The following is a 19,504-nucleotide window of genomic DNA, read 5'->3' as shown; positions in this document are numbered from 1 at the left end:
CCTCGCGTGAGCCATCCCCGAACCCGGCGGGCGTGCCGCACCATGTCCGGCGTGAGAGTTGCGCACTTCTGCGACAGCCATCCCGGCCGCTCCGACGGCGTGGCGATCTCGGTGGCGACGACCGTGGCGCTCCTGCGTGACGCCGGGCACGAGGTCCAGGTGTACCAGCCGGCGCCGCTGCTGCGCGGGCGGGCCGAGCCGTGCGGGGTGCGGTCGGTGCCGGTGCCGCTGCGCAACGTCCGGATCGGGGTGCCGAGGTTCCCGGGGATGCGGCGGGTGCCGGAGGTCGTGCACATCCACACCCAGGGCCCGGTCGGCGTCGGCGGCCTGCGGTACGCGCGGGCCCACGACATCCCGGTCGTCATGACCTGGCACACGGACCTGCTCGCCTACTCGGCGCACTTCATGGAGATCCAGCTCGGCGCCGCCCACGCCGCGCAGCGCCTGCAGGTCGGCTGGACCGTCCGCGATTACCTGAAGCTGACCCGGCCCGGCACCGAGCGGCGGGCCCAGCTGGTGCGGGTCGGCCAGGAGTTCCTGGACCGCACCGCGATCCTCATCGCGCCGTCGGAGAAGACGGCGGCGAGCCTCGCCGAGTTCGAGCGCGTCCCTCCGGTGTGGACGGTGCCGACGTCGGTGACGCTGCCGGACAGCCCGCTGAGCCGCGACGACCTGCGGCGGTCGCTGCGGCTGCCGGCGGACGCCCCGGTGGTCCTCGCCGTCGGGCGGGCCACCAAGGAGAAGGACCCGCAGCTGCTGCTCGAGGCGTTCGCGCGGCTGCTGCGGCGGCTGCCGGACGCGCGGCTGGTGATGCTCGGCGTGCTGCAGCGGCGGCAGGCGGTGCTGCGGCAGGCGCGGCAGGCCGGGGTGGCGCACGCGCTGCGGCTGGTCCGGCCGGTGCCGCACGCGAGCATGGCCGCCTACTACCGGATGGCCGACGTCCTGGCGTTCGCGTCCACCACCGACACGCAGGGCCTGGTGCTCGTCGAGGCGGAGGCGCAGGGCCTGCCGGTCGTCCTGGCCGACGCGGCGCTCGCCGGCACGCACCGGCTGAGCACCGCGCCCGACGCCGACTCGTTCGCCGCCGCGCTCGTTCGGGTCCTGACGGATCCGTCGCTGCACCGCGAGGTGGCCGAGGCCGGCCGGGCCGCCGCGGGGGCGTACTCGACCCAGAACTACCTCGACCACCTGCTGCGGGCGTACAGCGCGGCTCAGGGTGTCGCGAGGGCCTCCGTCGGGGCGAGCCTGGCGGCGCGCACCGCCGGGTAGAGGCCCGCGATCGCGCCGATCACCAGCGTCGCGACGACCCCGCCGGCGGTCGCCCACGGCGGCACGACCGCCGGCCACGACCTCGTGAGCGCGTACACGCCGGTGACCGTGACCCCGAGGAACACCCCGCCGACCCCGCCGAGCGCCGACAGCAGCAGCGACTCGGCGAGGAACTGCAGCAGGACCTGCCCGCGGGTGGCGCCGAGCGCCCGCCGCAGGCCGATCTCGGCGCGCCGCTCCAGGACCGAGATGACCATCGTGTTGGCCACCCCGACGCCGCCGACGAGCAGCGCGACCGCGCCGAGGCCGAGCAGCAGCCCGGTGAACGTCTTGTCCGTCGCCTGCCGGGCGGCGAGCGCGTCGGACGGCCGGGACACCTTGACCTCGTTGGGCTTCTGCGGGTTCGCGGTCGCGGCCAGCACCGACCGGACCGCCTCCACCTGCTCGTCGCGGGACCGCGTGTAGACGGTCGTCGGGTGCCCGTCGAAGCCGAGGTAGGTCTGCGCCGCCGTCCAGCCGACGAGCGCGGCCGCGTCGAGCTCCGGCGCCAGCGGCACCGGCCGCAGCACCCCGACCACCGTGAACCACCGCCGGTCCAGGTACACCTGGACGCCCTCGCCGGCCGTGTCGATGCCGAGCCGCCGGGCGGCCGCCGCACCGAGGACGACCGCCGGGTAGCGGGCCGTGGCGTCGTTGAGCCAGACGCCGCCGGCGAGCGACGCGCCGACGGTGCGGGGCAGGTCCAGGTGCGCGGCCTGGACGCTGATCGCGCCGGTCTGCGCGGCCGGGATGTGGTCGCTGCGGTACACGTGCGCGCCGGACACCTTGCCGGTCGCGGCGACCTCGGTGACGGGGCCGATCCGCGAGATCATCGGCACCGACTCGTCGGGCAGGGTCGCCTCGCCGCCGAACAGGTCGTTGCCGGGGGCGACGGTCAGCAGGTTGGTGCCGAGCGCGTCGAGCTGCCGGTCGAGCTCCGCCCGGCTGGACGAGGAGATGCCGACGACGGCGGTCATCGCGGCGATGCCGATCGCGATGCCCAGCGCGGACAGGAACACCCGCATCGGCCTGGTCCGCAGCCCGGCGCTGCCGACCCGCAGCACGTCGCTGAGGAACAGCCCGGCCGGCCGCAGCGGCGCGGTCGCGCTGGTCATGCGACCACTCCCCCGGTCGGCGCGACCACCTGCCCGTCGCGCATGACGACCTGGCGGGGCAGGGCCGCCGCGATCGCCTGGTCGTGGGTGATGACCAGGACGGTGGTGCCGGCGGCGTGCAGCTCGCGCAGCAGCTCCACCACGCCGGCCCCCGACGTGGAGTCGAGGTTGCCGGTCGGCTCGTCGGCCAGCAGCAGCGCCGGCTCGCCGACGACGGCGCGGGCGATCGCGACCCGCTGCCGCTCGCCGCCGGACAGCTCGTGCGGCAGGTGGTCGAGGCGGTCCGCGAGGCCGACCCTGACGAGGGCCGCCTCCGCCCTGGCCCGCCGCTGGGCCCGCGACGGCCCCGCGTAGAGCAGGCCGTCGGCGACGTTGTCGAGCGCGCTCTGGCCGGGCGCGAGGTGGAACTGCTGGAAGACGAACCCGATCCGCCGGGCCCGCAGCGCCGACAGCTGCCGGTCGGTGAGCGCGGAGACGTCGTGCCCGTCGATGCGCACCGTGCCGGACGACGGCCGGTCCAGCGTGCCGATGAGGTGCAGCATGGTCGACTTTCCGGAGCCCGAAGGCCCGACGATCGCGACCATCTCCCCCGACTCGACCGTCAGCGACACCTCCCTCACCGCGGTGACGCCGCCGGGGTACGACTTGCTGACCCGCTCCAGCGCGACCACCTCGGCCGGCCCGGCCGCGACGGCGTCCCCCGCCGACAGGTCGATCATGGCGGTCATGACGGCACCCCGACCTGCATGCCCTCGGTGAGCCCGCCGCCGCTGACCTCGACCCGCCCAGCGGCGAACATGCCGAGCTCGACGGCGACGACGCGGCCGGCGCCCTGCTCGACGACCTGGAGCCCGTAGCCGCCCTCGGCGAGCGCGAGCAGCGCCGAGACCGGCACCGTGAGCACGTTCTCCTTGCGCGAGGCGGTGAACACGACCTCGACGGTGATCTGGTCGAGCCCGGCGAACGCGGCGCCGTCGTCGGGCGTCACGGTCACCTCCAGGTTCGTCTCCGCCGGGTTGTTGCCCTGCGCGGGCGTGATGACCGTGACGACCTTCACGACCTTGCCGGGCACCGTCTTGCCGGTCGGCAGCTTGACGGTGACGGCGGTCCCCACGGCCGCGAGCCGCTGCTCGGAGACCTCCAGGGAGACGGTGACGACCGGCCCGGTGCCGGTGCAGGTGAGCAGCGCCCCGCCGGCGGGGTCACCGAGGGCCGCCTTGTGCTCCTCGACGCGGACCGCCCCGACCGCGTAGACGACCCGGCCGAGCTCGACCACGCCGGTCTTCGTCAGCCCGAGCTTGCCCTGCCACGCCTTGACCGCGGTCGCCGTCGACGCGGTGTACTCGTCGTCGACGGTGAACCCCTTGTAGCCGAGCGCGGCGAGGTTCTCCTCGAACTGGCGCACGTCGGCGCCCTCCGTGCCGGGTGCCAGGTTCCGGTAGGCGGGCAGGCCGCCGTACAGGAGCACGACCGGCGTGTCGTCCACCTTGTACAGCGGCTGTCCACGCTGGACGGTCGCGCCGACGGCCGGCAGCTCGGTCACGGTGCCGCTGAGCCGCCCCGACACGGTCGCCGAGGTGCCGTGGCCGAGCGTGCCGTCCTCGGTCTGGGTGTCGACGAGCGTCTGCCGGGTGACCTTCGTGGTCTTCGGCGGCGCCGCCGCGGCCTGGGTGCCCGCGTCGCTGTCCCGGTCGGGCAGCCCCAGCCCGGCCGCCGCGGCCGCCCCGACGGCCGCCACCGCCACCACCGCCACCGCGACCCGCCCCGCCCTGCTCCTCCTCCTACGACCGACGGTCATGCGCCGCCGCCGGTCTCGGTCTTCTGGTTGGTGGCGGGGCCGCCGTCGCCGGGCCGCTTCGGGCCGAACTGCTGGCATGCCTGGTCGGCCTTCTTGAAGGCCTCGCTGCCGGGGTCGAGGTTGCTGCCCTGGCCGCCTTCGAAGCGGATGCCGCCGTCCTCGCCCGGGTCCGGGAACTCCGGCACGCCGTTCTCCCGCATGCACTGCGAGTACTTGCGCATCCGCTCCTGCATCTCCGGGTCGGCCTTCATCGGCTGGCCGCCGTTGGGCATGTACTGCTTGCACTCGGCGTTCGCGGCGTCGACCTTCGCCTTGTCGGTGCCCTGCGGGAGCATCATCCTGACCCCGCCGCCCTCGAACTGCGGATCGGGCATGTCGATGCCGTGCTCGCGCATGCACTGGGCGTACTTGAGCATGTTCTCCTGGTCCTTGGCCGGGTCCCGGGGCTGGTTCCCCGACCCGGCGCTCGCGCTCGCGGTCGGCGTGCCGCCGGCACTCGCCACCCCGTTGTCGCCGCCGCGGGCCTTGCCGCACCCGGCGGCGGTGAGGCCGAGGACCAGCAGCAGGCCGAGCAACAGACCCCGCGCCGGGGCTGTCCTGACGCGCATCATGGTGTTCCTCCCGAGAGGGGGCCGAGCGTTCGCCGGCCACTGCGCCGAAGTCAAGCGGGGAGCGCGTCACCCGGCCGTAACCGCGGACGTTGACGCCGGAGTGACGTCACCACGCGTCACCATGGAGGCATGCGGATTCTGGTGGTCGAGGACGAGCCGCTGCTGGCCGAGACGGTCGCGCAGGGGCTGCGGCGCGACGCGCACGCGGTCGACGTGGTCCACGACGGCGGCGCCGCCCTGGAGCGGCTCGACGTCAACGACTACGACGTCGTGGTCCTCGACCGGGACCTGCCGGTCGTCCACGGCGACGACGTGTGCCGGTCCCTGGCGGCCCGCGACGGGGCGGCCCGCGTGCTGATGCTGACCGCCGCCGCCGACATCGACGACCGGGTCGCCGGGCTCGCCATCGGCGCCGACGACTACCTGCCGAAGCCGTTCGCGTTCCGGGAGCTGTCGGCGCGGGTCGCCGCGCTCGGCAGGCGGGCGCGGGCGGCGGCGCCGCCGGTCCTGGAGCGCGCCGGGATCCGGCTCGACCCGCACCGCCGGGAGGTGTTCCGCGACGGCCGGTACGTGCCGCTGTCCCGCAAGGAGTTCGCGGTCCTCGCCGAGCTGCTGCGCGCCGACGGCGCCGCGGTCTCCGCCGAACAGCTGCTGGAGAAGGCATGGGACGAGCACGCCGACCCGTTCACGCACACGGTGCGGATGACGATCCTCAAGCTCCGGCGCAAGCTCGGCGACCCACCGGTCGTCCACACCGAGCCGGGCGTCGGCTACCGGGTGGCGTGATGACCACCAGGCTGATGAACAGGCTGACGATCCGGGCGCGGCTCACGCTGGTGTACGGCGGGCTGTTCCTCCTCGCCGGGCTGCTGCTGCTCGGGGTCACCTACGTCCTGCTGTACCAGCGGCTGAGCGGCAACGCGATCATCAGCGGGACCGTCAGCGGGTTGCCCTCGGGGGTCGCGGCGCCGCCGCCGGACGGGCAGCTGTTCGTCCGGCGGATCAGGGACGACATCACCACCGACACCCGGCAGACGCTGCTCGTCCAGGGCGGCATCGCGCTCGCCGTCATCGCGGCCGCGGCGACCGCGTTCGGCTGGCTGATCGCCGGTCGGCTGCTCCAGCCGCTGCACCAGGTCACCGCCACCGCCCGCCGGATCGCCAACGCCCCCGACCGCGGGCTGCACGAGCGGATCGCGCTGTCCGGCCCGCACGACGAGGTCAAGGAGCTCGCCGACACGTTCGACCTGATGCTGGCCCGGCTCGACCACGCGTTCGACGGCCAGCGGCGGTTCATCGCCAACGCGTCCCACGAGCTGCGGACCCCGCTGACGCTCAACCGGACGCTCCTGGAGGTCGCGGTCGACCCCGAGGACGCCTCCCCGGAGCTGCGGCAGCTCGGCAGGACCCTGCTGGCCGTCAACGCCCGGCACGAGCGGCTCATCGACGGGCTGCTGCTGCTCGCCAGGTCGGAGCGGGAGGTGACCGACCGGTCGTTCGTCGACCTCGCCGACATCGTCGAGCACGTCACGGCGCAACTGCCACCCGGGAAGGCGGCCGTGGACAGCGCGCCGCAGGAGGCCCCGACGACCGGCAACGCCGTGCTGCTCGAACGGCTCGTCCACAACCTGGTCGAGAACGGGGTCCGGCACAACCTGCCCGACGGCGGCTGGGTCCACGTCAGCTGCGGCACCCGCCCCGACGGGACCGTCGCGCTGACCGTCAGCAACACGGGTCCGGTCGTGCCGCGGTACGAGATCCCGCGCCTCTTCGAACCGTTCCGGCGGCTCGGACCCGAGCGGGTCGCGGCCGGTGTGCCCGGCGCCGGGCTCGGCCTGTCGATCGTCGGTGCCGTCGCCCGCGCCCACGGCGGGCGGGTGCGGGCCGAGCCGCGCGAGGGCGGCGGGCTGGTCGTCACGGTGATCTTGCCCACGGCACCGCCGGATTCCTGACATACCGGGTTGCCACCGTCCGGCAGACTCAGATCATGCCAGTTCCGACCGACCCACCGGCCAGCACCGCCGAGCTCATCGCGCTGATGGCGACCGACGCGCGGGTCCGCTTCCTGCACTTCTGGGGGCACCGGCCCAACCGCGACGGTTCCGTCGGGCCGGGCTGCCTGAGCCAGTGGTGGCCGGCCGAGTTCCAGGTCGGCGGCGTGCGGTACGCGTCCGCCGAGCACTACATGATGTGGTCGAAGGCCACCCTGTTCGGCGACGACGCCACCGCGGCGAAGGTGCTGCAGGCGGAGCACCCCAACGACGCGAAGACCCTCGGCCGCGAGGTCCGCGGCTTCGACGAGACCGTCTGGAAGCAGGAGCGCTTCGACATCGTCGTCAACGGCAGCGTCGGCAAGTTCGGCCAGCACGAGGACCTGCGCGCGTTCCTGCTCGGCACCGGCGACCGGATCCTGGTCGAGGCGAGCCCCGTGGACCGGGTCTGGGGCATCGGGCTGAGCGCCCAGGACGCCTCCGCCGACGAGCCGGCCCTGTGGCGCGGCCTCAACCTGCTCGGCTTCGCCCTCATGCGGGCCCGCACGATCCTGGCGTCGGCATGACGTCGTTGAAGAAGCACTCCCGCGCGCCGGAGCCGGAGCCGCTCCCGGACTGGCTGGCGTGGCCGGTGCGGGTGGTCGCGGTCGTCGTGGTCGTGCCGTTCAAGCTGCTGTGGGAGCTGCTCGTCGCGATCCGCCGGTACGTCCTGGAGCCGATCCCCCGGCTCCTCTACCGGTACGTCCTGCGCCCGATCGGCATCGCGATCAACTACGTCCTGCTCCGGCCGCTGGCCTGGGTGTGGCGCACCCTGATCTGGATCCCGCTGGTCTGGGTGCTGCGCAACCTCGTGGCGGCGCCGCTCGCGTGGCTCATCGAGCACGTGGTCGCGCCCGCGCTGCAGGCGCTCTGGGACGCGACCGTGTGGCTGGCGAAGCGCACCCGCCTGTTCTGGGTCTACCTCGGCAAGGGCGTCTACTACGTCCTCTGGGCCCTGGTCCAGGGGGTCCGGTGGACCGGGATCGGGCTGTACCGCTTCGTCCTGCGCCCGATCGGCATCGCGATCGCGTGGCTGGCCGAGACCGGGTACCGCTACGGCATCCGCCCGCTCGGCATCGCCATCGCCTGGCTCGCGGTCGCGCTGTGGCGCTACGTGCTGAGGCCGGTCGGGCTCGCGGTCGCGTTCGTCGTCGGCGTCATCGGCTACTACGGGATCCGGCCGGCGGGCCTGCTCATCGCCTGGCTCTGGCGCAACCTCGTCGTGCCGGTCGGGCGGGGGATCGCGTGGGCTGTGTCATGGGGGTGGAACCACTCGGTCGTCCTGCTGTGGAAGTACCTCGTGGTGGCCCCGGTCCGGTGGGTCTGGCAGTCGGTCGTCGCCCCGACCGGCCGGTGGATCCGCGATGCGGTCCTCCGGCCGGTGGGGCAGACGGTCAGGCGGGTCCTCGCCACCCTGGGGCTGCGCTGAGGCGCTGCGCTGAGGCGCCACCCTGGGGCTGCGCTGAGCCTTACGCCACGGGTGCGAGCTCCCGCTCCTCGGCCGCCTCGACCTTCACGTGCGGCAGGAGGCGGTCCAGCCACCCGGGCAGCCACCAGTTGGCGCGGCCGAGCAGCGACATCGTCGCCGGGACCAGGACCAGGCGGACCAGGGTCGCGTCGACGAGGACGGCCGCGGCCATGCCGACGCCGATCATCTTGACCGTCACGTCGGGGTCGAGGGCGAACCCGATGAACACCGCCACCATGATGGCCGCCGCGCCGCTGATGACCCGGCCGGTCGCGGACAGGCCGCGGACCACGCTGCCCTGCGCGTCGCCGGTCGCCAGCCAGTCCTCGCGGACCCGGGACAGCAGGAAGACCTCGTAGTCCATCGACAGCCCGAACAGGACGGTGAAGAGCAGGATCGGCACCCAGCTCGACACCGGCACCGAGTGCGGCAGCCCGACCGCCTTCGCGCCGGCGTCGGTCTGGAAGACGGCGGTCATCACGCCGTACGCCGCGGCGACCGACAGCAGGTTCATGACGGCGGCCTTGACGGCCACGACCGGCGCCCGGAACAGGACGGTGAGCAGCAGCAGCGACAGCGCCACCACGAACGCGACCACGATCCACAGCCGGTCGGAGAGCCGGTCGGAGATGTCGGCGAACACCGCGACGAGCCCGGTGACGAGCGCACCGTCGGGCAGGACGTCGGCGCGGAGACGGTTGAGCAGCTCGGTGGTCCGCTCGTCCTGCGGTCCGGTCGTGGGCTCGACGAGGATGACGGCGGCGTCGGCGGTACGGGCGGCCGGCGCCACCAGCGCCACCCCCGGCACGGCGCGCAGGGCGGCGACGAGACCGTCGACGTCCGGCACCTTGGCCGTGTCGACGGCGATGACGAGCGGGCCGTTGGCGCCGGCGCCGAACTCGGCGGAGGTCAGGTCGTAGGCCTGCCGGGTCGTGTTGGAGGTCGGCTGGCTGCCGGCGTCCTGCGGCCAGGTGCGCATGCCGAGGACCGGCGCGGCCAGCGCGGCGAGGACCAGCAGCGACGCCAGTGCCGCGACGACGGGCCGCCGCCCGACGAGCGCCGCCCACCGCGCCGTGAACCCGGGCCGCGCCACCGTGTCCCGCACCGCGGCGGTGCCCTTGCGGACCGCGCGGGGCAGGACCCGGTGGCCCGCCAGGCCGCACAGCGCCGGCACGAGGGTGATCGAGGCGAGCATGACGGCGCCGACCGCGGCGAACGTGGCGTAGCCGAACGACGAGTAGACCGGCAGCGTCGCCAGCCGCAGGCCGAACAGCGACACCAGCACGGTGAGCCCGGCGACGATGACCGACGCGCCCGCGGTCGCGTTCGCCGCGGCGGCCGCCTCCCGCGGGCTCAGCCCCGCCCGCAGCCCCTCGACGTGCCGGGCGACGAGCAGCAGCGCGTAGTCGATGCCGACGCCGAGCCCGACCATGGTCGCGATCGTGGGGGCGGTGCCGCTGATGTCGGTGACCTTCGCGAGCAGCGCGATGACGGCGCTGGCGACGCCGAGGCCGCTGATCGCCACGATCAGCGGCAGGCCGGCCGCGATGACCGAGCCGAGCGCGAAGACCAGGATGAACAGCGCGGCGACGATGCCGACGGCCTCGGCGGTGCCGGACGGCGCGGAGATGTTCTCGGCGACCTGGCCGCCGAACTCGACCTGCAGGCCCTCGCGGACGAGCGGCTCGGCGGCGGCCCGCAGCGCGTCCATGCCGGCGGTGCCTTCGAAGTCGGTGACCGGGATGGTGTACCGGACGGCGATGAGCGCGGTGTCGCCGTCGGCCGACATACGCGGCTGCGACACGTCCCCGGCGCTCGGCATCGCGGCGAGCCGGGTGCGGAGCCCCTCCAGGGTCGCGGGGTCCACCTTGCCCTTGCCGTGGACCACGACGCGGGCGTCGGTGCCGGCCAGCTCCGGCAGGTGCTTGCGCAGGAACTCGGTGCCCGCCTGCGACTCGGTGCCGGGCACGTTGTAGTCGTCGTGCGGGGTGCCGCCGAAGCCGGCGGACAGCGCGGTGAACGCGACGAGCACGATCGCCCACGCGCCGATGATGCGCCAGGGATGGGCGGCGGCCGCTCCTCCGAGCCGGCCGAGCAAGCGGGACATATGTGGTGCCTCCAAGTCGTCTGAATCAGCAGCGACACCATCCCGGGTGCCACTTACAGCCGACTTGGAGGTGACTAGGACAGCACTAGAGCCGCATGACCGGCGGCGGCTGGAACGTGCCGGACAGGACGGCCTGGCTCGGCTCGTACACCCGCAGCACCGGCCGGAAGCCTCCCTCCGGCGCCGGCAGCCAGTTGGCGACGTCGTCGGGCCGCTCGTGCTGGATGCGGATGGTGAGCGACCCGTCGGCCTCGGGCCGCAGCCCGGGTGTGCCCGCACCGATCGCCCGGCGGTCCAGGGGGTTCGGCACCGGGAAGGAGCCGGGCGCGTCGTACATGGACAACGACCACCCGGCCTCGGCCGGCGGCGGCTCGGGGAAGCGGAGCTCGTAGCGGTGGGCGCCGCTGAGCCGGACGCCGGCCGCGTCCTTGTGCACGGTCGGCGCGACCGACTCGTAGGCGTGGTTGCCCCACAGGCCGGTCCGCGCCGCGACGGCCCGCATCACGTGCGCCTCGTCGCGGTCCGGCATCGTCCACTCCGGCGTGTCCATCGTGCCGACCTCGAAGAAGTCGAGGTTGAAGTCGAACATGTGCAGGTCGTTGGTCCAGCCGTTGACGAGTTCGGCGTGCCGGGTCGTCGCCTCCTCCTCCAGCTGGTCGCGGGCCGCCTCGAGCCCGTCGCGCAGCGTCTCGCGGAGCTCGCGCGGCGCGCCCGCGTACGGCGACGTGCCCGGCTCCAGCAGCCCGATCGGCGCGAACCTGCGCTGGTAGCGCCGCTCCGCCGGCGACGGCGGGAACGCCGCGAGGGCCCGCCGCAGCGTCTCGAAGAACATCAGGTCCTCAGGGACGCCCGCCTGCGGGTGGGGCAGCCCGTCGAGCGGGACCTGCGGGTACATCGGCTCGATCCGCAGCGCGTCCTGCAGCGCGTGCACGGCGGGCGCGTCGCCGGGGCCGCCGCAGGCGAACCGCCCGATGAGCGTCGTCACCATCGTCGGGATCCTGATGACCTGGGCGCCGGGCGCCTCCCGTCCGGCCCACCCGGGCGGCACGAGCAGGAACTCGCGCTCGCCGCCGCCGGTGGACCGCCGGCCGACGTACGCGAAGTTGTCCGTCCACGCGTCGACGAACTGCAGCACGTGGTACCGGTCGCCGGTGTCGGGGACGCGCAGCCACAGCGGCCCGCCGGACAGGTCGAGCCGCGCCGTCGAGTGCAGCAGGTCCGGGTTGGCGTTGGCCCGGTCGTCGAAGCGCCGCTGATGCCTGAACGTGTTGTCCGCGCCACCCTCCCGCTCCACGGCGGCGAGGCTGGTCAGCAGCGGGTAGCCGTACTGGAACGCCTCGGCGGCCAGCGTGGTCAGGTCCATCGCGCGGAAGTCCATGCGTCCCTCCCGGAGTTGGATCGCCTCCTCTGGACTCCAGCCTGCCCGCCGGCCGTGACGCCGGTGGGTGAGTCGCCGGGTGGCTTCACCCGCACGGGTTCCCGCGGCCCCGGTTGGCTTCACCCGCGCGGGGTCCCGCGCCCGCCGGTGCTTCCCTTGCGCGGGCTGGTGCGCCTGGCCGGGGTTTCACTTGCGTGGGTTGGTGCGCCTGGCCGGGGTTTCACTTGCGTGGGTTGGTGCGCCTGGTCGGGGTTCACTTGCGCGGGTTGGTGCGCCTGGTCGGAACGGCGGTGGCCGGGTCCTCCGGCCACGGGTGGCGCGGGTACCGGCCCCGCAGCTCGGCCCGGACCTGCGGATATCCGGTGCGCCAGAAGGACGCCAGATCGCGGGTGACGGCGGTGGGGCGGCCCGCGGGCGACAGCAGGTGCAGCAGGACCGCCACCCGGCCGTCGCCGATGCGTGGGGTCTCCAGCCAGCCGAACGCCTCCTGGACCTTCACCGCGAGGACCGGCGCCTCGGGGTCGCTGTAGTCGAGCCTGACGAGCGACCCGCTCGGCACCGGCAGCCGCTCGGGCGCGAGCTCGTCGAGCCGGGCCGCCGCGGGCCACGGCAGCATCGCCCGGAGCGTCGTCCCGGGGTCGACCGCGGAGAGCTTCGTGACGCGGCTCAGGTCGGTGTGCATGATGACGGCGGCGTCGCTGACGTCGGGCCACGGCGGGCCGAGGACGCGGTGGCAGAAGTCCATCCGCTGCCGCAGCTGGGCCGCCTCCTTCGTCCAGCGCAGCCCCTGCTTGGCGAGCGCCTCGCGGAGCGCCCGCTCGACCAGCTCCCGCGGCGGGTCCTTCAGCTCGCGCCGCCGTAGCGTGATCGCGCCGAGCCGCTCCTGGCGCTCCGCGCCCTCCGCCGTCACCTCGTCCACCGTGGACAGCAGCGCGGCGCCGGCCTCGCGGGCGGTGTCCTCGTCGATCGCGGCGGCGAGCCGGACCCTGGCGGAGGCGTTGCCGGGCTGCCGGTCGGCGACGGCGACCGCGAGCCACGGGTGCCCCGTCAGCGCCGACCCCTGCGCCAGGGCCGCCTCGGTCCCGCCCGCCATCAGGTACGCGCCGCCGCGCAGCCGGGCGAGCCGCTCCGGATAGGCGAGCCCGACGATCAGCCCCGCGACCAGGTCGTCGGGCATCGTCGCGGGCGCCGCCCCGCCCCCTCCAGCGGCACGCCTCCGCCCGCCGTCCTGGTTGGCGCGCTGCCGGTCACCAGCGTGGGCGGCGGGCTGCCGGTCACCGGCGGCGGCGCGTTGCTGGTCTTCAGCGACGTCGCGCTGCTGGTCGTCGACGGCGGCGCGTTGCAAAGCGTCGGTGGCGGCGGCGCGTGGCGGGGCGTCGGCGGCGGCGCGTGGCGGGGCGTCGGTGGCGGGCTGCTGGGCGTCGGGGGTGGCGCTGCGCTGCAGGCGGTCGGCCTCGGCGCGCCAGCGGGGGTCCCGGGCGTCGCGGAGGTGGCGCCAGGCGGCGGCGAGGTCGTCGCCCCTGGCGAGGGTGTCGTCGGCGAGGATCGCGACCACCTCGGCCGCCTTCCGCGCCCCCACCGCCGGCGCGCCGTCCAGCAGCGCCCGCGCCAGCCGCGGATGCGCGCCGACGCGCGACATGCGGTGCCCGCGCGGCGTCGCCCGCCCCGCGTCGTCGACCGCGCCGAGCGCCCGCAGCGTCTCCTGCGCCACCCGCATCGCCGCGTCCGGCGGTGCGTCCGGCAGGGCGAGGCCCACCCCGCCCGGGTGCCCCCAGCAGGCGAGCGCGAGGGCGAACGCGCTCAGCTCCGCCACGGCCACCTCGGGCTCGGGCTGCGCCGGCAGCCGCTCGTCGTCCAGTTGCGACCAGCAGCGGTACACGACGCCGGGCCCCTCCCGTCCGGCCCGCCCGGCGCGCTGGACGGTGGAGGCCTTCGCCGCTCGTACCGTGGCGAGAGAACCCAGACCGCGAGCATGATCCGTCCGTGGGACCCGCGCCAGCCCGGCGTCGACCACGACCCGCACTCCCGGCACCGTCAGGCTGCTCTCCGCCACCGCCGTCGCGAGCACGACCCGGCGCCGGTCGCCGGCCCTGATCGCCGCGTCCTGCGCCGCCGCCGGCAGCCGGCCGTGCAGGACGTCCGTGGGCAGGTCGGCGAGCCTGCCGCGCACCGAGGCGATCTCCGCCGCGCCGGGCAGGAACACCAGCAGGTCCCCGGCCGTCTCCCGCCACGCCCTGCGCACCACCGCCGCCACGTGGTCCAGGAACACCGGGTCGACCTTGAGCCCGTGCGGCGGCCTGACCGGCCGCTCCGGCGGGCACCACACGACCGCCACCTCGTGCGGCGACCCCTCCGCCGCGACGATGCCCGCCTCCAGCAGCTCCGCGAGCCGCTGCGTGTCGGCCGTCGCGGACGTCGCCAGCAGCCGCAGCTCCGGCCGCAGCGTCTGCCGGCTCTCCACCAGGAACCCGAGCGCCAGATCCGTGTCCAGGTGCCGCTCATGACACTCGTCGATCATCACGGTCCCGACCCCCGCCAGCTCCGGGTCCGCGAGGAGCCGCTGCACGAGCAGCCCGGTCGTGACGACCTCGACCCGCGTCCCGGGCCCGACCCTGCGGTCGCCGCGGACGCTGTACCCCACGCTCTGTCCGACCCGCTCGCCCCGCAGCTCGGCCATCCTGCGCGCCGCCGCCCGCGCCGCGATCCGCCGCGGCTCGGCCACCACCACCCTGCCCTCGAACGCCCCCGCGAGCACCCCCGGCACGAGCGTCGTCTTCCCGCTCCCCGGCGGCGCCACCAGCACCCCGGCCCCACCCCCGAGCACGGAGACCACGTCCCCGAGCACCCGCTCCACCGCCAGCTCACCCACGCCCCCACTCCTACCCCATCCCGGCCACGACCCGTGGCCGGGGGGCGGTGGTGGGCGGAAGGTGACGGTGGGGAGCGACTTTCGGCGGTAGGCGGGGCGGTGGCGGGGCGGTGGACTGGAGGCATGGGAGCGTTCATCCGCAAGATGGCGCCGGTGGCCGGGCTGCTCGTGCTGGCGCCGTTCGTCGGGGAGTACCTGCTGGGCAACATCTCGGTGCGGGAGCTGGCCGCGCTGCCGTTCCTGGTGCCGATGTACGGCGCCGGCGCGCTGCTCATCAGGGAGGTGGTGCGGCGGGCCGGGTTCGGGTGGCCGGCGGTGCTGCTGCTCGGGGCGGCGTACGGGGTGATCGAGGCGGGGCTGGCGGACCAGTCGCTGTTCAACCCGGCGTTCGAGGGGCACGACTTCCAGTCGGTGACGCCCGTGCCGGCGCTGGGGATCAGCGCGCTGAACTCGATGGCGTTCGTCGTCGGGCACGCGGTGTGGAGCATCACCCTGCCGATCGCGCTGGTGGAGCACCTGACGCCGGACCGGCGCCGCACCCCGTGGCTCGGACCGGCGGGGCTGGTGGTGACGGCGCTGGCGTACCTGGGCGGGCTCTGGATCATCTTCAAGGAGCTGCACGACTCGTCGGGGTTCCTCGCCACGCCGGCGCAGCTGACCGGGGCGGCCGTGGTGGCGGCGCTGCTGGTGGTGGCCGCGTTCCTGACCCGCCGGCCGGGACCGCGCGGCGCGGGCGGGTGGGTGCCGAAGGCGTGGCTGGCCGGGGCCGGTGGGTTCGTGCTGTCGGGGTCGTTCGTGGTGGTGCCGGAGAGCTGGGCCGGGGTCTGGATCGGGGTGGCGCTGCTCGGGCTCGCCGCCGTCGTCGTCTCCCGGCTCGCCCGGAGTCCACGGTGGACGCACGGGCGGCACATCGCGCTCGTCGGCGGGGTGCTGCTGACGTACGCGTGGCTCGGCTTCGTCCTGACCTGGCTGATGCGGCCGGACGACCCGGTCCGGTGGTGGGGCAACGCCGGGTTCGCGCTGGCCGCGGTCGCGCTCCTGACCTGGTGCGGACGGGTCCAGCGCAGGTCCAGCGCAGATTCGGCGCTGGTTGCACGCGGGTGAGCGCGGGTTCAGCGCGGATGAGCGCGGAGCGCCGACAGGGCGGCCTCCGCGTCGGCGACCCAGTGGGCGGCGCCCCACGTGGCGGCGACGTCCCTCGACAGCTGGAAGTGCTCCGCCGCCCGGTCGTGGTCGCCGAGGAGCTCGAACAGCCGGCCGAGGATGTACGCGACCGGGCGCATCGCGATCGAGGTGCTGCTCATCCCGGCGATCTGCGTGCGGACCGGCAGCAGCGCCTCGATGACGGCGGGGGCCAGGTCGGCCCGGCCGAGCGCGACGACGGCCAGCCCCCGCACCGCCATGAACGCGGACTGGAAGTAGTCGGGCCGGTGCCGGTGCTCGCCGACCGCGATGGCCCGCGCCTCGTCCGGCCGGCCCGCCTCGACGAGCGCCAGGGCGAGGGCGTCGTCGGCGATCGGGCCGAGCGCCTCCCTCGTCGCGCGGGTCTGCGCCAGGTACTCCTGGAAGCGGCCCTGGCTGATGAGCAGGCTCGCGGTGGCGAGGAAGTGGAACCCGTCGGCGTGCAGCGACCCCTGCCGGCGCATGTGTTCGAGCGCCTCGTCGTAGCGCCGCTGCGCCTCGGCGTAGTCGCCGGCGACGTGCGCGAGCGCGGCCCGGGCGCTGAGGATGACCGCCTGGGGCTCCGGCAGCTGGTACGCCGTGGCGAGCGCACCCTGCCGCGCGATCCGGTCCCGCACGCCGGCGGCGTCGTTGCCGGCGGCGGCGCAGTTGGCGAGGATCTGCTCGGCGGCCCACTCGTAGGCGACCATGTCGTGCGCCCTGGCGAGCTCCGCCAGCCGCGCGCCGACCTCGGCCCGCTCACCGGCCTCCAGGTCGAAGCGCATCGTCCTGGCCCTGGCGGCCAGCCCGAGCGCCCGCACGGCCGGGTCGGGCAGGGCCGCGGCGAGCTCGAAGGCCTCCAGTCCGGCCGCCGGGCCGCGCGGGTCGTCCTCGCCGTCGAGCTCGGCGGTGAACGCGTCGAGCAGCCGCACCCTGGTCGCCGGGTCCAGGTCCGGCTTGCGCAGCAGGCGGCTCAGCAGGCCGACGACCCGGTGGTCGATCACGCCGTACGGACGGATCTGCCAAGGCGTCGGCACGTTCCACGCGGTGAACGCCGCGATCAGCAGCTCCTCGCGCCCGCCGGCGACGGCGATGTCCAGCGCGCGGTCGCGGGTCTGCCGGGCCTGCGCCACCGCGCCCGCCCGCGCCTGCGCCCGCAGCAGCCGGCCGAGGAGGTCGATGCGCAGCTGGTCGCGGTCCCCGGCGACGGCCTCCACGGTCTGCACCGCGCCTTCGAGCAGCTCGATCGCGGCGTCGTACGCGTAGCGCCGCTCGGCCAGCTCCGCCGCCCGCACCGCGTAGTCGACGGCGAGCGCCGCGGTGTCCGACGAGGCGGCCCGCGCGTAGTGGTACGCCAGCGCGGGATAGTCGTCGGGGCGCAGCTGCCGGGTGCACGCGGCGACCTTCGCGTGCATGCGGGTGCGGCGCAGCTGCGACAGGTCCGTGTACATCGTGTCCCGGACCAGCCCGTGCACGAACCTGACCCGTCCCGGCGCCGGCTCCGTCAGCAGGCCCGCGATGAGCCCGGCCTCGAGCGCGTCGAGGACGGCGCCCTCGTCGGTGTCGGCGGCCCCGACGAGGGTCTCCACGTCGGCCTCCCGCCCGACGACCGCGGCGAGGCGCAGCACCGCGACGGCCGGCTGCGGCAGCCGCGACAACCGGCGGCGCAGCACGTCGCGTACCCCTTCCGGCACCTCTGACGTGGCGACGAGCGCGCCTTCCGAGGCGAGCAGCCGCGCGGACTCCCGGACGTAGAACGGGTTGCCGCCGGTGCGTTCGGCGAGGGCCGCGACGGTGCCCGCGTCGGCGTCGGTGAACGCGCCGACGAGCCGCTGCACGTCGGCGGGCCCGAGCCCGTCGAGGTGGACGCGGAGCGGCGACCGCCGGGCGAGCGCCGCGAGGGTCTCGGCGAGCCGCTCCCTGTTGTCGGCGGGCCGCAGCGCGGCGACGATGAGCACCGGCGCGTCGGTGAGGTCGGCGACGCTGGCGAGCAGCAGCAGCGTCTCGGCGTCCGCGGCGTGCAGGTCGTCCAGGACGATGGCCACGGGCCTGCGGGCGGCGGCCCGCCGCAGCCACGCGCGCACGGACCGGTGCAGGCGGAACCGGCCGCCGGCCACGTCGCTGACCTCGCCGGGGGCCGCCAGGGGGCGGTCGGCGTCCTCGAGCAGCGGCGCGAGCGCCGGCGCGAGGTCGTCGGGCGGCACGTCGCCGGCGAGCCCGCGCAGCGCCTCGACCCAGGCCCACGCCGGGGGCGCACCGTCGACCTCGGGGCACCTGCCGACCGCGACGAGCCAGCCGCCGTCGAGCAGCTCCTGCCGGAACCGGGCGAGCACGCTGGTCTTGCCGACCCCGGCCTCGCCGCTGAGCAGCACGATCCGCGGACCGCCGGCGACGGCCTCGGCGGCGACTCCGGCGAGCGTCGCCAGCTCCTGTCCCCGCCCGACGAACACCTCGTCCTGCCCGGCCCCACGCGCCTGTGGTGCCGTCGTCCGCTCATGTACGGAGCTGCCGCCGGCACGTTCGGCTGTGCCCGCCCGCCGCCCGCCGGCCCGCGCATGGTGCTCGTCGCCCGCCGGTCCCGCGCTCTCCGCAGTCCACCCCTCGGCTTCGCCGGAGCCGGACCGCGCGCCACGCCCGCCGGAGCCGGGCCACGCCTCGTGCCCGCCGGAGCCGGGCCGCACGCCGTGCTCGCCGGAGCCGGGTCGTGCGTCGTGCCCGCCGGGCGCTGGGTGCGGGTCGGGCTCGGCGGTCGCCGGTACATCTGCCCGGACGCTGCCCGCAGAGGTGGGCGCCGGGCGCAGGCTGTCGAGGATCTCGACGCGCTGGCCGAGGATCGCGGACTCCAGCTCCACCAGCGCGGGCCCCGGGTCCAGGCCCAGCTCGTCGGCGAGGACGGCGCGGGCGCGGCGCAGCGCGGCGAGGGCGTCGGCCTGCCGGCCGGTGCTCCACAGGGCGAGCGCGAGCAGCCGCCACCCCTCCTCCCGCAGCGGCGCCTGCCGGGTCAGCAGCTCCGCCTCCGGGACCGCCTCGGCCGCGCCGCCGGTCCGCAGCGCCACGTCCAGCAGCAGCTCCCGGGCGACCAGGCGGAGCTCTTCGAGACGCGCCGCCTCCGGCTGCGCCCAGGGCTCCTCGGCGAACTCGGCGTACGCGCCGCCCTGCCACAGCTCCAGCCCGGCCCGCAGCAGCAGCCGCGCCCGGCCGGGCTCGGCGGTGTGCGCGGCACGCGCCTCGGCGAGGAGGGCCTCGAAGCGCCACGCGTCGACGGCGTCGGGCGGCACCCGGATCGCGTAGCCGGGCGGCGCGCTGATCAGCAGCCGGGCCGGCGCGCGGCGTTCGCGGGCAGGCTCGAGGACGCGGCGGAGGTTGGAGACGTACGCCTGCAGGGACGCGATCGCCCGCGGCGGCGCCTCGCCGCGCCACAGGTCGTCGATCATCCGGTCGACGGAGACGACGTCGCCGCCGGCGGACAGCAGGAGCGCGAGCACGGCGCGCTGGCGGGGGCCGCCGAGGTCGGCCGCACCGCCGCCGACGTCGACCGTGAACGGCCCGAGCACCCGCATCAGCATGACGCGGGCCATCGTAGCCGTCCCCAAGCGTGTTCCAAGACTGCTACAAGACAGTCCCCGCACCTTGAACGCACCACTGAATCCCGCGTTCGA

Annotated in this window: 14 protein-coding genes; 6 read left to right on the top strand and 8 right to left on the bottom strand. The window is 75.4% G+C overall.

Annotated features, from left to right (window positions below):
- Positions 1–51 precede the first annotated feature (51 nt).
- Positions 52–1,269 carry a glycosyltransferase gene (locus AB0J72_RS37675; RefSeq protein ID WP_363407696.1) on the top strand — a complete coding sequence of 406 codons (1,218 nt, stop codon included), beginning with the start codon at positions 52–54 and terminating at the stop codon, positions 1,267–1,269.
- Here AB0J72_RS37675 and AB0J72_RS37670 read toward each other — a convergent pair.
- Genes AB0J72_RS37670 through AB0J72_RS37655 form a run of 4 tightly spaced genes read right to left on the bottom strand, consistent with a single transcriptional unit; the run spans position 1,212 to position 4,832 of the window.
- Positions 1,212–2,423, bottom strand: coding sequence for an ABC transporter permease (locus AB0J72_RS37670; protein WP_363407693.1), 1,212 nt, complete (start codon positions 2,421–2,423; stop codon positions 1,212–1,214). The two genes, AB0J72_RS37675 and AB0J72_RS37670, sit on opposite strands and share 58 nt — an antisense overlap.
- Entirely contained in the window at positions 2,420–3,094 is a 675-nt protein-coding gene (locus tag AB0J72_RS37665) for an ABC transporter ATP-binding protein (RefSeq protein ID WP_363407758.1), read from the bottom strand. The genes AB0J72_RS37670 and AB0J72_RS37665 overlap by 4 nt, the downstream gene beginning before the upstream one ends.
- A 53-nt stretch (positions 3,095–3,147) precedes the next feature.
- Entirely contained in the window at positions 3,148–4,221 is a 1,074-nt protein-coding gene (locus tag AB0J72_RS37660) for a peptidoglycan-binding domain-containing protein (protein ID WP_363407690.1), read from the bottom strand.
- Positions 4,218–4,832 carry a hypothetical protein gene (locus tag AB0J72_RS37655; protein ID WP_363407687.1) on the bottom strand — a complete coding sequence of 205 codons (615 nt, stop codon included), beginning with the start codon at positions 4,830–4,832 and terminating at the stop codon, positions 4,218–4,220. Before AB0J72_RS37655 ends, AB0J72_RS37660 begins: the two co-directional genes overlap by 4 nt.
- A 129-nt stretch (positions 4,833–4,961) precedes the next feature.
- Between AB0J72_RS37655 and AB0J72_RS37650 the strand changes: the two genes are divergently transcribed.
- From AB0J72_RS37650 to AB0J72_RS37635, 4 genes are all read left to right on the top strand, one after another.
- The gene (locus AB0J72_RS37650; protein WP_344512378.1) at positions 4,962–5,618 is read left to right on the top strand and encodes a response regulator transcription factor; all 657 of its coding nucleotides are present in this window, start codon (positions 4,962–4,964) and stop codon (positions 5,616–5,618) included.
- 14 nt (positions 5,619–5,632) lie between these two features.
- Positions 5,633–6,784 carry a HAMP domain-containing sensor histidine kinase gene (locus tag AB0J72_RS37645; RefSeq protein WP_363407755.1) on the top strand — a complete coding sequence of 384 codons (1,152 nt, stop codon included), beginning with the start codon at positions 5,633–5,635 and terminating at the stop codon, positions 6,782–6,784.
- A gap of 86 nt (positions 6,785–6,870) precedes the next feature.
- The gene (locus AB0J72_RS37640; RefSeq protein WP_363407752.1) at positions 6,871–7,389 is read left to right on the top strand and encodes an NADAR family protein; all 519 of its coding nucleotides are present in this window, start codon (positions 6,871–6,873) and stop codon (positions 7,387–7,389) included.
- Complete coding sequence (locus AB0J72_RS37635) at positions 7,386–8,291, top strand: hypothetical protein (RefSeq protein WP_363407684.1); 906 nt, start codon at positions 7,386–7,388, stop codon at positions 8,289–8,291. Before AB0J72_RS37640 ends, AB0J72_RS37635 begins: the two co-directional genes overlap by 4 nt.
- A gap of 40 nt (positions 8,292–8,331) precedes the next feature.
- Here AB0J72_RS37635 and AB0J72_RS37630 read toward each other — a convergent pair whose 3' ends face one another.
- The 3 genes from AB0J72_RS37630 to AB0J72_RS37620 form a co-directional block, all read right to left on the bottom strand.
- Positions 8,332–10,437, bottom strand: a complete 2,106-nt coding sequence (locus tag AB0J72_RS37630; RefSeq protein WP_363407681.1) for an MMPL family transporter — start codon at positions 10,435–10,437, stop codon at positions 8,332–8,334.
- Between the two features lie 85 nt (positions 10,438–10,522).
- Complete coding sequence (locus AB0J72_RS37625; protein ID WP_363407678.1) at positions 10,523–11,815, bottom strand: DUF1254 domain-containing protein; 1,293 nt, start codon at positions 11,813–11,815, stop codon at positions 10,523–10,525.
- Between the two features lie 253 nt (positions 11,816–12,068).
- Complete coding sequence (locus tag AB0J72_RS37620) at positions 12,069–14,684, bottom strand: ATP-dependent helicase C-terminal domain-containing protein (RefSeq protein ID WP_363407675.1); 2,616 nt, start codon at positions 14,682–14,684, stop codon at positions 12,069–12,071.
- Positions 14,685–14,807: 123 nt separating this feature from the next.
- On the opposite strand from AB0J72_RS37620, the gene AB0J72_RS37615 reads away from it, so the two are divergent.
- Positions 14,808–15,788: a hypothetical protein gene (locus AB0J72_RS37615; RefSeq protein ID WP_363407672.1), complete on the top strand. Its 981-nt coding sequence runs from the start codon at positions 14,808–14,810 to the stop codon at positions 15,786–15,788.
- A gap of 8 nt (positions 15,789–15,796) precedes the next feature.
- On the opposite strand, the gene AB0J72_RS37610 is transcribed toward AB0J72_RS37615, so the two are convergent.
- Positions 15,797–19,411: a BTAD domain-containing putative transcriptional regulator gene (locus AB0J72_RS37610; RefSeq protein ID WP_363407669.1), complete on the bottom strand. Its 3,615-nt coding sequence runs from the start codon at positions 19,409–19,411 to the stop codon at positions 15,797–15,799.
- Positions 19,412–19,504: the final 93 nt, after the last annotated feature.

The organism is Dactylosporangium sp. NPDC049742 (assembly GCF_040674675.1).
Taxonomy (GTDB): Bacteria; Actinomycetota; Actinomycetes; order Mycobacteriales; family Micromonosporaceae; genus Dactylosporangium; species Dactylosporangium maewongense.
The sequence above is the reverse complement of the archived record's forward strand: the minus strand, read 5'-3'. Positions and strand labels throughout refer to the sequence as shown.

Excerpts from the sequence above, each read along its gene's own strand:
- AB0J72_RS37670 (WP_363407693.1), bottom strand. The coding sequence starts at position 2,423 with ATGACCAGCGCGACCGCGCCGCTGCGGCCGGCCGGGCTGTTCCTCAGC.
- AB0J72_RS37650 (WP_344512378.1), top strand. The coding sequence starts at position 4,962 with ATGCGGATTCTGGTGGTCGAGGACGAGCCGCTGCTGGCCGAGACGGTC.
- AB0J72_RS37645 (WP_363407755.1), top strand. The coding sequence starts at position 5,633 with ATGAACAGGCTGACGATCCGGGCGCGGCTCACGCTGGTGTACGGCGGG.
- AB0J72_RS37625 (WP_363407678.1), bottom strand. The coding sequence starts at position 11,815 with ATGGACTTCCGCGCGATGGACCTGACCACGCTGGCCGCCGAGGCGTTC.
- AB0J72_RS37660 (WP_363407690.1), bottom strand. The coding sequence starts at position 4,221 with ATGACCGTCGGTCGTAGGAGGAGGAGCAGGGCGGGGCGGGTCGCGGTG.
- AB0J72_RS37640 (WP_363407752.1), top strand. The coding sequence starts at position 6,871 with ATGGCGACCGACGCGCGGGTCCGCTTCCTGCACTTCTGGGGGCACCGG.
- AB0J72_RS37655 (WP_363407687.1), bottom strand. The coding sequence starts at position 4,832 with ATGATGCGCGTCAGGACAGCCCCGGCGCGGGGTCTGTTGCTCGGCCTG.
- AB0J72_RS37610 (WP_363407669.1), bottom strand. The coding sequence starts at position 19,411 with ATGCTGATGCGGGTGCTCGGGCCGTTCACGGTCGACGTCGGCGGCGGT.
- AB0J72_RS37630 (WP_363407681.1), bottom strand. The coding sequence starts at position 10,437 with ATGTCCCGCTTGCTCGGCCGGCTCGGAGGAGCGGCCGCCGCCCATCCC.
- AB0J72_RS37615 (WP_363407672.1), top strand. The coding sequence starts at position 14,808 with ATGGGAGCGTTCATCCGCAAGATGGCGCCGGTGGCCGGGCTGCTCGTG.
- AB0J72_RS37635 (WP_363407684.1), top strand. The coding sequence starts at position 7,386 with ATGACGTCGTTGAAGAAGCACTCCCGCGCGCCGGAGCCGGAGCCGCTC.